Annotated in this window: 15 protein-coding genes and 1 rRNA gene; 3 read left to right on the plus strand and 13 right to left on the minus strand. The window is 48.4% G+C overall.

The window, feature by feature from the left end; all coding sequences use genetic code 11:
• Both BLV66_RS10125 and BLV66_RS10130 read right to left on the minus strand, forming a co-directional pair.
• Positions 1-167, minus strand: a 16S ribosomal RNA gene (locus tag BLV66_RS10125); the annotation flags it as partial.
• Between the two features lie 571 nt (positions 168-738).
• Positions 739-1,899, minus strand: coding sequence for a glycerate kinase (locus BLV66_RS10130; RefSeq protein WP_086986057.1), 1,161 nt, complete (start codon positions 1,897-1,899; stop codon positions 739-741).
• Positions 1,900-2,118: 219 nt separating this feature from the next.
• Between BLV66_RS10130 and BLV66_RS10135 the strand changes: the two genes are divergently transcribed.
• Complete coding sequence (locus BLV66_RS10135; protein WP_176974226.1) at positions 2,119-3,246, plus strand: CdaR family transcriptional regulator; 1,128 nt, start codon at positions 2,119-2,121, stop codon at positions 3,244-3,246.
• A gap of 69 nt (positions 3,247-3,315) precedes the next feature.
• Here BLV66_RS10135 and BLV66_RS10140 read toward each other — a convergent pair whose 3' ends face one another.
• The 7 genes from BLV66_RS10140 to BLV66_RS10170 all read right to left on the minus strand — a co-directional run bounded on the left by BLV66_RS10140 (position 3,316) and on the right by BLV66_RS10170 (position 8,388).
• Positions 3,316-4,131, minus strand: a complete 816-nt coding sequence (locus BLV66_RS10140) for an energy-coupling factor ABC transporter ATP-binding protein (RefSeq protein ID WP_086986059.1) — start codon at positions 4,129-4,131, stop codon at positions 3,316-3,318.
• Positions 4,124-4,975: an energy-coupling factor ABC transporter ATP-binding protein gene (locus tag BLV66_RS10145; protein ID WP_086986060.1), complete on the minus strand. Its 852-nt coding sequence runs from the start codon at positions 4,973-4,975 to the stop codon at positions 4,124-4,126. Before BLV66_RS10145 ends, BLV66_RS10140 begins: the two co-directional genes overlap by 8 nt.
• Positions 4,972-5,739 (minus strand): energy-coupling factor transporter transmembrane component T family protein, encoded by a 768-nt coding sequence (locus BLV66_RS10150; RefSeq protein WP_086986061.1) that lies wholly within the window; start codon positions 5,737-5,739, stop codon positions 4,972-4,974. Before BLV66_RS10150 ends, BLV66_RS10145 begins: the two co-directional genes overlap by 4 nt.
• Positions 5,740-5,751: 12 nt before the next feature.
• Positions 5,752-6,360 (minus strand): ECF transporter S component, encoded by a 609-nt coding sequence (locus BLV66_RS10155; RefSeq protein ID WP_086986062.1) that lies wholly within the window; start codon positions 6,358-6,360, stop codon positions 5,752-5,754.
• A gap of 1 nt (position 6,361) precedes the next feature.
• A complete protein-coding gene (locus BLV66_RS10160) occupies positions 6,362-7,117 on the minus strand; it encodes a nucleoside phosphorylase (protein ID WP_086986063.1) in 756 nt (251 codons plus the stop codon).
• Between the two features lie 208 nt (positions 7,118-7,325).
• Positions 7,326-8,024, minus strand: a complete 699-nt coding sequence (locus tag BLV66_RS10165; RefSeq protein WP_086986064.1) for an LrgB family protein — start codon at positions 8,022-8,024, stop codon at positions 7,326-7,328.
• Positions 8,017-8,388, minus strand: a complete 372-nt coding sequence (locus BLV66_RS10170) for a CidA/LrgA family protein (RefSeq protein ID WP_176974227.1) — start codon at positions 8,386-8,388, stop codon at positions 8,017-8,019. The genes BLV66_RS10165 and BLV66_RS10170 overlap by 8 nt, the downstream gene beginning before the upstream one ends.
• A 336-nt stretch (positions 8,389-8,724) precedes the next feature.
• Between BLV66_RS10170 and BLV66_RS10175 the strand changes: the two genes are divergently transcribed.
• The gene (locus tag BLV66_RS10175; RefSeq protein WP_086986066.1) at positions 8,725-8,982 is read left to right on the plus strand and encodes a hypothetical protein; all 258 of its coding nucleotides are present in this window, start codon (positions 8,725-8,727) and stop codon (positions 8,980-8,982) included.
• Positions 8,983-9,049: 67 nt separating this feature from the next.
• Here BLV66_RS10175 and BLV66_RS10180 read toward each other — a convergent pair whose 3' ends face one another.
• From BLV66_RS10180 to BLV66_RS10195, 4 genes are all read right to left on the minus strand, one after another.
• A complete protein-coding gene (locus BLV66_RS10180) occupies positions 9,050-10,552 on the minus strand; it encodes a carbon starvation CstA family protein (protein WP_086986067.1) in 1,503 nt (500 codons plus the stop codon).
• A gap of 157 nt (positions 10,553-10,709) precedes the next feature.
• On the minus strand, positions 10,710-11,444 hold the full coding sequence (locus tag BLV66_RS10185; protein ID WP_086986907.1) for a LytTR family transcriptional regulator DNA-binding domain-containing protein: 735 nt from the start codon (positions 11,442-11,444) through the stop codon (positions 10,710-10,712).
• 2 nt (positions 11,445-11,446) lie between these two features.
• Positions 11,447-13,195, minus strand: coding sequence for a sensor histidine kinase (locus BLV66_RS10190; RefSeq protein ID WP_086986068.1), 1,749 nt, complete (start codon positions 13,193-13,195; stop codon positions 11,447-11,449).
• Between the two features lie 116 nt (positions 13,196-13,311).
• Positions 13,312-13,650, minus strand: a complete 339-nt coding sequence (locus BLV66_RS10195; protein WP_245826681.1) for a thioredoxin family protein — start codon at positions 13,648-13,650, stop codon at positions 13,312-13,314.
• A gap of 176 nt (positions 13,651-13,826) precedes the next feature.
• Here BLV66_RS10195 and BLV66_RS10200 point away from each other — a divergent pair, with 176 nt between their 5' ends.
• A complete protein-coding gene (locus BLV66_RS10200; protein ID WP_086986070.1) occupies positions 13,827-14,381 on the plus strand; it encodes a plasmid pRiA4b ORF-3 family protein in 555 nt (184 codons plus the stop codon).
• The last annotated feature ends 30 nt before the right edge of the window (positions 14,382-14,411 follow it).

Genomic DNA, 14,411 nt, shown 5'->3' on the forward strand with positions numbered 1-14,411 from the left:
TTTCCGGATGTTATCCCCCTCTTATGGGCAGGTTACCCACGTGTTACTCACCCGTCCGCCACTATCTTCTCAGTGGAAGCAAGCTTCCATAGAAAAGACCGTTCGACTTGCATGTATTAGGCACGCCGCCAGCGTTCGTCCTGAGCCAGGATCAAACTCTCATGTAAATGTGGACTCTTGTACAGAAATCCTACACGTTAAGCTGATTGCTCTTAATTTTTTGCTGACTTTATGTTTGCGATACAAAGTATCGTCTTCGTTTGCTTCGACCGAAGTCTAAGCTCCTTGCACATTTGGTTCGTTCATTCTTTATTCAGTTTTCAAAGGTCAATCGTGTATCACTTGGTACGTGATAGCTTATTTATAATATCGCAACTTTCCGATTTCGTCAAGAACTTTTTTGAATTATTTATTCTTATTATTCTTGAAGTAAAATCGCTTGAGCAGCAACTTTTATATATTATCATTACAAAGCCACACTGTCAACACATTTTTTGCATTTAATTGTTCGGGACTTCAGATAACTTATTAATACTAACATTTAGCCCCAGCCTTTGTCAATGCTTGCGGAACACAAAATTGATCAAAATGAGATTGGCTCTTTCAGTATCATTAGATGCTCATCTATACTCCTGCGCAAAAAGATGATCAGCCCCAGCCAATTTGGCAAAAAAACTGCATCACCAAGGACTTCCAAGGAAGCAGGAAGACTTGCTGATGCAGTTTCTACAAGATCAATCACACGGAAAGAGGCACTTTCCTTGCCAACAGAAAAGCCCGGAAGGCCGACTCGCCGGCATTTGCGATCAGCTTCTCCGCTTGCGAAATGGCTGTTTCCAAATCCATTGGTTTGTTGATGATGTCCACAACCAGGTCGATGCCTGTCGCATAGATTGGACCGAGGTCATCATCGCTGCTGCCAACAACCGCGATGACCGGCAATTGATATTTCTTCGCCAGTTTGGCGATGCCCACCGGTGCTTTGCCGTTCAATGATTGCGAATCCATTCTGCCTTCGCCAGTGATGACCAAATCGGCATCCTTGAAGTGTGATTCGATTTCGAGGATGGACAGGACTTTCGAGATGCCGCTGTAGCTTTTCGCTCCACAAAAAGCCATCAAACCGGCACCCAAGCCTCCTGCCGCACCCGCTCCGGGCGCTTTAAGAACAGATATCCCTAAGCATTCTTCGACTTTTTTCCCATAGCGATGCAATAACTGATCCAATTTACGGACATCTTCCGGGGTCGCCCCCTTCTGAGGCCCGTAAATATAAGATGCCCCATTCTCCCCGCATAAAGGGTTCGTAACATCGGACAGGATCGTGAAGGTGACGTCATGGATGCGTGTATCCAAACCACTGTCATCTATAGAAGCAATGTCACCCAGCTTCCCTGCACCAAACGGAATTTCGTTCCCTTCGCTGTCCTTGAAAGAGACCCCCAGCGCCTGCGCCATTCCGATTCCCCCGTCATTGGTGGCACTGCCCCCGACACCGATGAAGATTTCTTTGACGCCGCAATCCAAAGCGGCACGGATCAATTCCCCGGTTCCATAGGTCGTCGCGCGATAAACGTCGTTATCTGCGAGGTCAACCAAGGTCAATCCCGAGGCTTCAGCCATTTCGACGACGGCGATGTTTTCTTTGATGATGCCGAATTTTGCCTGGACTTTATCGCCCATCGGCCCGGTTACAGTAGCATAGCGGTATTCCCCCTTGCATCCGATCACCAAAGCATCCACGGTCCCTTCACCACCGTCAGCTACAGGAACCTTGACGATTTCCACTTGTCGGTTCAGTCTCAGGATTCCTTGCTCGATGTAGTCCTCCACCTGGATGGTTGACGCGCTGCCCTTAAAGGAATCGGCAGCGATGACTATTTTGAATTGTTTCTCCATTGATTAATCACTTCCTTTTAGCATTTCCCAAACGATATAATCCGCTACACGCTTATTGCAGATTCTGCTAACTTTCGGTACGTGTTTGAATATCTATAGTGTAACGATTTTTATTTCCGGAATATATGTTTTACAAACCAAACATTTACTGTAAAATCGAAGATAATTATGTCACCCAGCACACATTTCATTTTTTTCGAATCGGAGGGACAGGAACCCATGGAAATAGCTACTGAACTGGCGCAAAGGATCGTAGTGAGCATGAAAGAAATCATCCATCAGGAATTGAATTTCATCAACATCGATGGTGTCATTATCGCAAGCACGGATGATACTCGAATCGGCGAGCAACACGCCGGGGCGAAAAGAGTGATTGAAACGAAAACTGATCTAATCGTGAAAGATGACACCCATTTCGAAGGCACGAAGAGGGGCATCAATATCCCCATTTTCAATGACCAATACCTGTTAGGCGTGATCGGCATCACTGGCAATAAAGACGAAGTAGTGAAATACGGCAAAATCATCAAGTCCATGACCGAAATCCTCGTGAAGGAAGCTTGGCTCAAAGACGTATCATTCAAAAAACGCGATAACTATCGGATGCTGATTGAAGAGTTATTGATGATCCGTCCGGATTTGGAGAATATCCAGACACTTGCAAACTTACTAGGATTTGATTTGAACATCCCGAGATTCGTGGTCGCCGGGCACATCAAAAATCTCTCAGTCGATCGCAACGATAAAATCGAGAACATGATGAAGCTGTTGGAGACAATCCTATTGAACGACCCACAAACGATTTATAATGTCGCTGGGCCTGAAATAACGATTCTATTCAGAGCAAGCCTACCAGAACCCACTCTTGCATACCAACTAAACAAAATTATCCGTCAGGCAGAGGAGCAATATGACTTGCATTTGCATATAGGCGTCGGTTTGCCTGGCGAGACACCTACCGCGCTCCGGAACAGCCACGAGCAAGCTCGCACGGCGTTGGATTGGTCAACCCTGAGCTCGCATCATACCATCGAATATTATTCTAAGCTTGACTTGGGTATGATTCTCGCCAACATTCCCAAGAACAAGTCCGAAGAATTCGTTCACCAAATTTTAAGAAATTTGGATTGGAAAGAATTGGAAGAATACACTGAAATTCTCTCCGTCTACGGTTCCAATAATGGCAGTATCTACAGGTGCGCCGATGATTTGTTCATCCACAGAAACACTTTGCAATACAAATTGAACAAGCTTCACAAATTGACCGGTTACAATCCGCGCGAATTGGACAGCTATACTATCCTGTCCCTCGCATTCAAATTGCAAAGTATCTTGAATAAAAATTGAAGATAAAAAGAAAGCAGACGCGGCAACATCCCTGACGGACAATGCCTAGACTGCTTTCTGACTGCACTATTATGGCAGTTTCACTTCATTCCCGTTTATCGCTGCCATCACTTCTTCAACACTCAAGAGATTCCCTGGGATGCCCAAAGCCTGCGCGATTTTCATGGCTTGGGGCTGATCTAAATACGCCTGCTGCAGGAGCTCTTTTTTGCTGAAGACTTCCCTTGCATCGCCTTCGATCAGCAATTGTCCTTGGCTGAAGACAATGACGCGTTCAAAAACGGCCGCCGCAAAGTCCATGTCGTGCAGAATGCACAGTACGGCTTTGCCTTCTGCTTGCAGATCTTCGATCACCTTTCTGATGATCGCTTTTCCGGCCACGTCCTGACCCATCGTTGGCTCATCGAAGATGACGATGGGTGTATCCATCGCCAAAATCGAAGCCAAAGCCACCATCTTTCTTTGCGCTAAATTAAGATCGTAAGGGTTCACCTTCTCGACGTCAGCCAGCTCTACTTGGGCCAAAGCCGTGCGGGAACTGGCCCTCGCCTCATCCAAGGACAGCCCGATGTTCAAAGGACCCACCATAACTTCGTCCAAAACCGTATTCTTGAAAATCTGATCATCCGGGTTCTGAAAAACCAGGCCGATTTTCTTGGAAATCTGGGCAACCGTCAAAGTCGACAGATCGGTACCGTCCAGCAGAATCCTGCCGGAATCAGGGCGCAACAGCCCCTTCAACAATTTCACGAAGGTCGTTTTCCCCGAGCCGTTCTGCCCGATGATGGCGGTTTTCCGGTCATCCAACACCAGATTGATGCCCTTTATGACGGGCGTCGCTTTATCGTATGCAAAATGCAATTTCTCTATTTCCAGTTTATTCATGCGGAACACCCACTTCCGCAAGCAGCCTTTTCAGCTCATCCAACGCCACAGGGTAATGCCCGCCGGCCTGCCGCTTGTTCAAGTGGCGGGCGATCGCTGTCACGGCTGGCGGTTGCACTCCCAAAGACGCCAAGTCCTCGCGTGAAAAAACGGCTTCGGGCGTATCATAGGCGATCAATTTGGCGTCATCCAAAAGCAAGACCCGGTCGGCATACTGCGCAATCTTTTCCATCTTTTGCTCGGCCATGATGATTGTGATGCCTTCCTTCGTCAGGTTCTCCACCACTTTGAATACCTCTTCCGACCCTTGCGGATCCAATTGGGAAGTGGGTTCATCCAAAATCAGCACTTTCGGCTTCATTGCCACCACACCTGCGATAGCAACCCGCTGCATTTGGCCGCCGGAAAGATCGAACGGATTCTTGTCCTTCACTTTGCGGATGTCCAGCAAGTCCAAGCTTTCTTCGATCCGCTTGATGATTTCCTCGCGCGCCAGTCCCATGTTCTCCAGACCAAATGCGATCTCTTCATATACTGTAAAACGCGAGCCGGTGATCTGGGAAAACGGATTTTCGAACACCAACCCGGCTGCTGCAGTGACTTCACTCACATCCGTCGTGCGCACATCCAAACCGGCTATCATTACCGATCCGCCGTAGGCTCCCTTGAAGAAGTGCGGTACCAAACCACTCAAGGCATAACACAAAGTTGATTTTCCTGCGGTGTTCCTCCCAATCAGCCCGATGAATTCGCCCTTCTCGACCGAAAAGCTGATGCCGTCCAACGCTAATTTCGTCGTGTCGGGATAGCGATATTTCAGATCCTTCACTTCTATGATGCTCATCCCATCACCCTCCAGACGATCAAACCAGCCAGAATCAACAACAGCAAGATATTCAACAAAGTACTGTAACGATAGGACTTCGCTTCATTCAGATAGGTTTTCGGCGTGTCCCTGTCGAAGCCGCGGACATCAAGCGCGATCGCTCTCTCCCGGGTATCGTTCAAGGCGTTCAGGATGACCGGTCCCAACAACGGGAAAAATGCCTTTATCCGGACAAACAGACTGCCTTCAGTCTCCATCCCCCTCGACCTTTGCGCATCCTGTATTTTGCCGTACGTGGCCCGCAGCTGCGGGATGATCTGCAGAACCGAAAGGATGACATAGCCGATTTTCGGCGACATGCCTTTCTGCTGCAGCCGTTCGACAAGTTCAGTCGGCGAAGTCGTCAGCACCAATACCCCAAAGGCGCAGACCATATTGATGACGCGCAGAGTCAGACGCAAGGCAATAACCAATCCCTCTTTGTAGAATTTTATTGGGCCAAATTCATAAAGCAACGTTTCATTGGCAGGATTGAAAAATCCCTGCACAATGACGATGGACAAAATCAACAAAAAACTGAGCGCAATCACCGGCAAAATATTGCGGAAAACTTTCCCCAGCAACAAAATGCCAAAACTGACCAGCATGACTGCCGCGACTTCCCACAGATTATCAAGCAAATAGGCCGCAGCGATGCTTACGACGACATAAAGCATCTTCGTCAACGGATCCAAGCGATGGATCGGCGAGTTGCGCGGTACATATAATGTCAGTGCATCCATTCAAATCAGCCCCTATAATTCTTCTATCGCGCCTTCCTTCAAGAAGGTGTTTGTAAGTTTCTTCGGTAAACCCTTGAAGATAAAGTAACTGATGAGCACCGTCACTAGTTTATCCGGCACATCCACCACGATGCTATCCAGGAAAGAAGCCAGCCACTGCGGTTGCCCATTCGAGATCAACAAAGCGTAGAGGGCATCTCCCCAGACGTTACCAGTCTGCCCGCCCCAAAAGAGGATGTTCAAAGGCGTCGAGACGGTGGCCGCAACCACACCTATGATCAAACCTGCCAACAGCACGGTCTTGATGTCCTTGAACCAGCCTTTGGCAGCAAATAGACCCGCCATCAAACCGATAAACGCACTCGTAACCGCATAAACTGTCGAAATCGGATCGGCCGTCACACCGTAGATGATGTTGTTAATGATCCCGGAAGCCGCACCGATGACCGGTCCCGCCAACATACCGGACAATACCGTTCCGATCGAGTCCAACCAAAGCGGCAGGCGCAATACGCCCGCGATGTATTTCCCGAGATAATTGATCCCGATAGCAATCGGGATCAAGACGATGGAAGCCGTAGACAACTTATAGCTCAGTTTGTTTTTTGTTTCTGCATTCATTTTATTTTCCTCCTTTTGCCTGATGCCACGCACAGAAAGCGGATAATGCCAGTTTGATTTGATTCTGTTCCCCTTGCTTAGTCGCCGCTTCTCCGGAAACGAATTGACGGACGCCTTCCTCCATCCCTTCATCCGGACCTACGACCACATTCAGCAACGAAGCGGTCTTTAATCCCCTTAACGTCCCAACAACGAACAAAGTGGCCGTTTCCATATCCGACCCGATGATGCCGTTGCCGCTCCAATAAGCAGTAAGTTGCGCTTCACGGGCGGTGTAGAAACTGTCGTGGCTGCGGACAATCCCCAAACGATGAGGGATCCGCTCCGTTTCCGCAATTATCCGCAGATGCATCAACAAATCCAAATCGGCAACGGCGGGATATCCGGAATCGACGTAGGCCTTGCTGGCGCCATCATCCCTGACCGCTGCCGTTGCGATGATCACATCACCCAGATGCACTGCCGGATGCAAGGAGCCGCAGCTGCCGATGCGGATGATGCCTTCTATTCCGATCCTTGCCAACTCTTCGATTGCTATCGCTGTTGATGGCCCGCCGATACCGGAGGAAATAACCAATACCTTCATCCCTTCATAAGTCCCCAGAACACTCTTGTACTCACGGTTGAACGCCAAATCGACAGCATCCTCCAACAGTAATTTCGCTCTTTCAACGCGGGCTGGATCACCCGGTAACAGCGCATATTTCACATCCAGATCGGCTGGTAATTGAATGTGCGCCTGCAATATTTGTCCCATTTCTCCACCATCCTTTTCGCAATGATCGACTTCGGAATAGCCAGACAAAACTTCAAGATACTGATACCCTATTATGCACTCAGTATAGCACAGAGCCAATCGTCTGGCATCGGATAACCCTTGATGGAAAAAGACCTTTCCGGTGCAAAAAAAGAAGCAGTCTCTTAAAAAATGAGAGTTGCTTCTGATGTTTTCTTACTCATTAGCCTTACTGGACGAACAGCGCCGCAAGTGGGACCAATCCCACCATCATGACGCCGGAAACGACCATCGCCAAGCTGCTCATGGCACCTTGCAGTTCGCCTGCTTTCAACGATTCGGCCGTCCCCATGGCGTGGGAAGCCGCACCCAAGGCCAAGCCTTTTGCGATCGGCTCTTCGATCTTGAAGATTCTGAAAATCAAGCTGGAAACCACCGTCCCGAAAATACCGGCGAAGATGACTCCTGCCACTATAATCCCTACGATCCCGCCGATCAATTCGGTCGTATCCAAGGCAATGGCCATCGTGATTGAACGCGCCAAAGTGGAAAGGGTCGTGATTTTGCTCATCTGAAGAACCAGAGCCAAGCCGATGATCGTAATCAGACCGCTGATCATTCCAGCTATGCAACTGATCAAGACGACCCTACTGTTGTCGCGCAAAATCTTGAATTGTCGATAGACCGGAACAGCCAGGCATATCGTGGCCGGCGTCAGGAGATCGGACAAGACTTGCGCACTTTTTTGAAAAACAGCCACTTCGATGTCCAACGCAAGGATCAAGCCGATGACCAGGATAGTCCCGATCAGCAAAGGATTCATGAAGGCGTAGGGATACTTTTTGTTCAGCTTCAATCCGATCATGAAAGCCCCCAAGCTGATGAACAGCCCGAGATATTTGGTCGTCTCCAACAGATGATCAATCATTCCCGTCAGCCTCCTTCGCTTTCTTCCTTCTTATCAACCCTTGCGCCAAAAGCCCGGTCGTCGCCAAAATCACGATGGTGGAGCCGATGTTGACGGCTACCCAACTGATGAAGTTTTCGGCGATCTGCTCGTAGGAAGTGATGAGGCCTGCGCCGCTCACGACGAACAGCGCAGGCAGGATTCCCAACAACAGATTGGCGGCATTTTCCACTTGTTGGAGCTTCAGCACACCTGTCATCAGCAACAGGAATAACAGCGACATGCCATAGATACTGGCCGGAATGGGCAACGGGATGAGAAGGGTCAGTAATTCGCTTACGGATGAAATAGCGATGATGACGGTAAATTGTTTTAAATACTGCAATGATAGGACGGCCCCTTCCTTGTCCAAAGTAATCTGGAATTCTATTGCTTAATCATATCAGCCTAAGCTGAATTGAAAAGATGCATTCTGACAAAAGCCCAAAGTAAGTTGTCATTTTTTCCCAAATTACATAAGGACACCCGGCCCGAATTCACTTAGCAAGCGGACTATTTCATTATCAAGTATACTGGTTTCCGACCCGAAACGATATATCCGCCAACCCAAAATCTTGCTTTCCGGATCGGTTTAATCCTGCTACACGATACATACGATGGGTTAATGATGTATAATAAGCCGTGGAGCAAATGAACAAGAACAGAAAGAAGGCGAAAATAAATGAACTTAGAAAAATTGATTGAAAAGATTGCAGCGTTCAAAGCAAGCCATCCCGAAGGTACGTTTGAATTCTTCGTGCAGCCGCAAAGGGATTTGGATGATCTTTATGCCGAACTGCTGATACTGGATGTCGTAACAGATGCAGAGGGCAATGCTACAGCCCGCGCTGAGGAAGCATTGATTACATTGGAAAACCCGTCAAATGATGAATTGGCTATGCTTGAAGATATCGCTGAGTCCTTAAAACAATATCTATAAAAAGAAACTCCCTGAAGGAGCCCTGCATTTTACAGGTCCTTCAGGGAGTTTCTTTATCTTGAATTAGTTATTCAGCTACCGCTGCCGGTAGTGCGTCAGCGGAAGAAAACGTCCCAATCGGCAGATGATCGTTCAACAGTTCCGATTGCGGATCCAGCGCTGCCTTTTGTTTCACGCCGGTCGTCCAGTAAAGTGCCATGATCGCGACGGTTGCGACCAGCCCGACTAAGTAAGTGGCCGTCTGCAGCCCCATCCTGAATCCAATCGGTTCACTCAAGATATAGACGACACAGGCATACAACATGAAGGTTGCAGGTAATAAAGTAACCAAGTAATTTTTGTTTTTAAGATACAAGTAACGCGTTGACATCAGCAAAGCGATAACTGCTGTGACTTGGTTCGCCCAGTTGAAGTATCTCCAGATCAGGTTGAAATCCACTTTCGTAAGGAAGAACGAGATGACGAACAACGGAATTGTCATCATCAGGATTTTTTTCATTGAATCTTGTTTGATGTTCATGTAGTCAGCCAAGATTGTGCGCAGACTTCTGAAAGCTGAAAGTCCTGAAGAGATCGGCAATACGATAACGCCGATGATGGCGACCGTACCGAAGACATTGCCCAACAATAGCGTGGAAACTTGGTTAACAACGGCTGATGGCGTACCGGCATCAATCATTTGGCTCAACGTTTGGCCATCGAACAAGGCCATCGAAGCTCCAGCCCAGATCATAGCGATGACGCCTTCGGCAATCATCATGCCGTAGAAAAGGAAGCGGCCTTCCCGCTCGTTAGTGGACGTCCGGGAAACCATCGGCGCTTGGGTTGCATGGAAACCGGAAATGGCGCCACAGGAAATCGTAAAGAAGATTGCCGGGAAAATCGGTGTGCCTTTCGGATGGAAATTCTGCATAGTGCCCATTGTCAATTCAGGCAGGTTATGGCCGCCCGTCAGCAAGCTGATGCCGATGGCGATTGTGCTGATGATCAGGATCGCACCGAACCAAGGGTAGACTTTTCCCATCGCCTTGTCGATCGGCAGGATGGTGGAGATGAGATAGTAAGCAAAGATCAAAAACGTAATGATGCCGATCGTCATCCAATCGGGCGTGATGCTGGCGATCAGATTGGCTGGCGAGATAACAAAGACCGTAGCCACCAGCATCAACAGCAACATAGCAAAGATATTGACGACGTGTTTAACTGGTTTGCCTAGGTATTTACTGGCCAATTCCGGCAAGTGCGCGCCGTCGTTCCGCAAGGAAATCATCCCGACCATATAATCGTGGACGGCTCCTCCGAAGATACAGCCGACGATGATCCAGATGTAGGCAACCGGCCCATAAAGCGCTCCCATAATCGGGCCGAAAATAGGACCCGTTCCAGCGATATTCAACAATTCAATGATGGCATTTTTTGATTTTGACATCGGGACAAAGTCATATCCGTCCTTCAGTGCTTCAGCAGGGGTCGTTCGTTCCGGATCGATGGAAAAGTTCTTTTCGATGTAGCGCCCATAAGTAAAGTAACCTAGAATCAGTAAGGCGATTCCTCCAAGTAAAGTAAGCATCTTTTTTCCTCCTTCAAAATAAACGTGCGGCCAACACGTTCTTTCTATGGCCTAACTTTACTTGAGAAAAAGAAACTTTTGGGTCATTTGCGCCCGAAACGACAAAACTGCAGGCTGAGTTGCACGCCTGCAGTCCTGAAATTCATTTATTTTTTGATCAAATGCCTACTTTCCCCTTAAATTCCTTCATATAAGAACGGCTGACAGGTATCTTCAAGCCGTTGCTCATCGTCAGTTGGAAAGTATGGTTAAACCATGGTTGGATTTCCTTGATTTCCTTCAGATTGATGAGAAAGGCACGATGGACCCTAAGGAAAGGATGTCCGCCAATCTTTTTCTCGAGCGCACTGAGCGGCTCGTGGATGATGTACTCCATATTTTTCGTATAGATGGTCGTCCCGCCGTTCTCGATTCCGATGGAGATGATTTCCGGGACCTGCAACATATAGATGCGCTCGTCCATCTGGATGGGCAGCACCTGCAGCCCCAAAGCCTTCAGCTTCGATGGTTCCGACTCTCCGATTTCCTGCTTGCGATACTGTCCGTAGGCTTTTTTGACCGCTTGCTGGATCCGCTCAAATTCAAAAGGCTTCAAGACGTAATCGGTCGCATTCAGTTCAAATGCTTTGACGGCATAATCGTCATAGGCCGTAGCAAAAATAATCATCGGCGGTTTCTTGAGTTTATTGATTTTAGCAGCCAACGACAGGCCGCTCTCATTCGTAAGGTGGATGTCCAAAAAAATCAGGTCCACCGATTCCTCGAGCATCGCTCCCAGCGCTTCTTCAATAGAATCCGCTTGGGCGATGGCACTCACGTCTTCGCATTTCCCCAGCAGGTAGGCCAGTTCATCCCTTGCCAAAGGTTCGTCATCCACAATCAACACCCGCATACTCATCCCTGCCTTTCTTGATAAGGTACCGTGCAATAGACGGTCGTTCCTGTTGCTGAAGATACGAAATGAAGTTTCGTCGATTCGCCGAACAGGCTGATCAGCCGTTTATTCAAGTTCTCCAGCGCCGATCCAGTGCCTTCCAGCGAGGACACGGCTTCTTTGCCCAATTTCTCCAAGTGATTGGAGTCGATGCCTTCGCCGTTGTCACGGACGGAAATGAATACCCCATCCGGACTGTTTTTCACATCGATCCATACGCGATTGTCGATTTTCCGGCTGCCGAAAGCATGCTTGAACGCGTTCTCCAACAAAATCTGGATTAGGAAAGGCGGCAACAGCACTTCCTCCAAGCCTTCCTCAATAGAAATCTCGACTTGGTAGCGATCAGGGAAACGGGCCTGCTCCAATGAACGATATGCTTCCACTTGCGTGAGTTCCTTCATCAACGGAATCAAGTTGGTGCGGGCGCCCTGCAAATTGGCCCGGAAAAAGTTGCTGAGTTGGATCAGCAGCCTGCGCGCCTGTTCGCTGTCGACCCGGATCAATGCCGAAACGGTGTTGATGGCGTTGAAGAAGAAATGCGGATTCACTTGCGCCTGCAAGGATTTGATTTCTGCATCCTGCAGTAGCTTACTCTGCAGTTCGATATCTCCAAATTCGATCTGGCTGGAGAAGATATTGCCGAGTCCTTCCGCCAACTGCCTTTCGACAAAGGTCAATTTCGCTGCATCCGTGAAATACAGCTTCAAAGTGCCGATCGTTTTCCCTTGCGCCTTGAGCGGGATGACGAGCGCCGCTTGCAAAGGACAGCCCGGATGGTTGCAGCCGATTTCGTCATGGGAATGGACTTCCCTGATTTCCCCTGTCCGCAGCACTTCTTTTGATAATTCGGTCAATATTTCGTTCGAGGCGATGTGGTGGTCGCTGGCTGCGCCGACATAAGCCAAAATCCGTTCGGTGTTTGTGATGCTGACGGCGGATACCTTCATCAATTGTTGAATGATTTTGGCCGCCTCCGTGCACGATGCTTCGTTCATGCCGGAACGGAAAAAAGGCATCGTCTCGTTCGCCAATTGGAGCACATCATGTGTCTGCACCGCCTTCGTCTGTTCGACTTGACGCAACGTGGATCCGATGATGGAAAGGAAAATGCCGGTCCCCATGCTGTTGACGAGAATCATCGGAAATGCAATAAACGTCACCAGATCCCAGGCGGACTGAAGATTGCGGCTCAAGATCAGGATGCTGAGCATCTGGACACCCTCCGTCATGGCTCCAATCATAAAGCCTTCCTTTATCGTCGGATAGGTATTTTTCCGCATCGTTTTGATGCCATACAGACCGGAAATGAGCCCAATCAAGATGGAAGAAATCACATAAATATAAGCCTCTTCTCCACCTTGGAAGAAACGAATGACGCCCGAGATGATGCCGACGGATGTACCGACCAATGGCCCGCCGATCAGACCGGCGACGCCGATCGTGAGCACCCGTGTGTTCGCCAAGGAAGCCCCTTCGGATAGCTTCATCAATACCTGATCGGATACGACGCGGTCCTGGCTGATTTCAACGCCGGTGTAGTTCGAAATGACAGCGAAGAGGCCGAACACGACAATCAATGCCACTTTTGTGCTCAAGTGATGGCGTTCGCTCAATTTGTCCCTGAAATAATGGACATTCATCAGCAGGTAGGCCAAGATGATGATCAGCCCGACCCGTTCCAATATCAAAATAAATAAATTAAACATGGCCGCTCCTTTCCGGAAAATGATTATCTTTAGTTTACACCAGAAATAACTAATTTGTGCACAAAAAACGATAGCCCAAGCTTTGCGCTCCAGGCTATCGTTTCCTTATCAAGCTATCAGAAATTATCCGCAATCCGCTGGAATTGGTGATGCAGCTCGTCCATCACCACGAAGCGGGCTTCGCGGATCATCTCTTTGCCTTCGACGAACAACAGCAAAGCAGGTGCAGTGAAGACTGTGAATTCGCCCGCAACTTCCGGGATATCATCGGCGTTTGCCTGGATTGCTTTGATTGTAGGGAATTCTTCCAGCATCTCCTGTACTTGCGGTTGGACCGCGTGGCAGACGCCACAGTTCGTCCGGGAAATATAGACAAACGCCAATTTGTTATCAGCGATGAAGTGACGGATTTCTTCTATTGAAGTTGCTTGTTGAAAATTATTTGGATAAAACACTGGTTGACCTTCTTCCTCTTTCATTTTTTCGTTATTATAGCACGTGAATCGGAATAAATCCGTTTTGCGGATTTGGCAGCGCTGACCTAAAGTCTCTTTGTAATTCCGTCGCTCTTCTTATTTGAACTTGCTCTATGAAAACGCTATACTGAAAATAAAAAAAGGTGGTTTTTCATATGATGTTCGAACTCAGGGTTACACTTTTGGATGTTGGCATACCGGTTTGGCGAGATATACAATTGGATGATGACACGACTTTCTCCGATCTGCATTTCATTCTCCAAAGTGCATTCAATTGGTCCGATCTCCACCCACATACGTTCAAGTTTGCCTCGCCGCATAAAGATACATTGGCAGAAACCGATCGTCTGCGGGACCATATCCAAGGAAAAGATGATAAAATCATTTACACGTACAACATGGAAGAAAATTGGGAGCATGAAATCATCCTGCAAAAAGCATTTGAAGCAAAGGCGGACGTGCTCTATCCCCGTTGCGTGCGCGCAGAGAATCTGACGCCTGAGGAAGACCATACCCGCTTGGACATCACAGACGGCACACTGGACCTCGCGTATAAAGATTCCGGGGAAATCGCGAAAGCGATCAATGAGGAATTGGCCTACCTGAACGTCAGCGGTCTAGGCGAAGGCCTGCCGGGGCTCGATGAAGATGAATGGGTAGCCCTGGATGATGACGAAGATGAATGGGAAGATGACGGCGGCCATCTGTGAAAAGCAAAAAAAAGCATATCCTGCACTCAT

The sequence above is a fragment of the Trichococcus collinsii genome (assembly GCF_900107505.1).
Taxonomy (GTDB): Bacteria; Bacillota; Bacilli; order Lactobacillales; family Aerococcaceae; genus Trichococcus; species Trichococcus collinsii.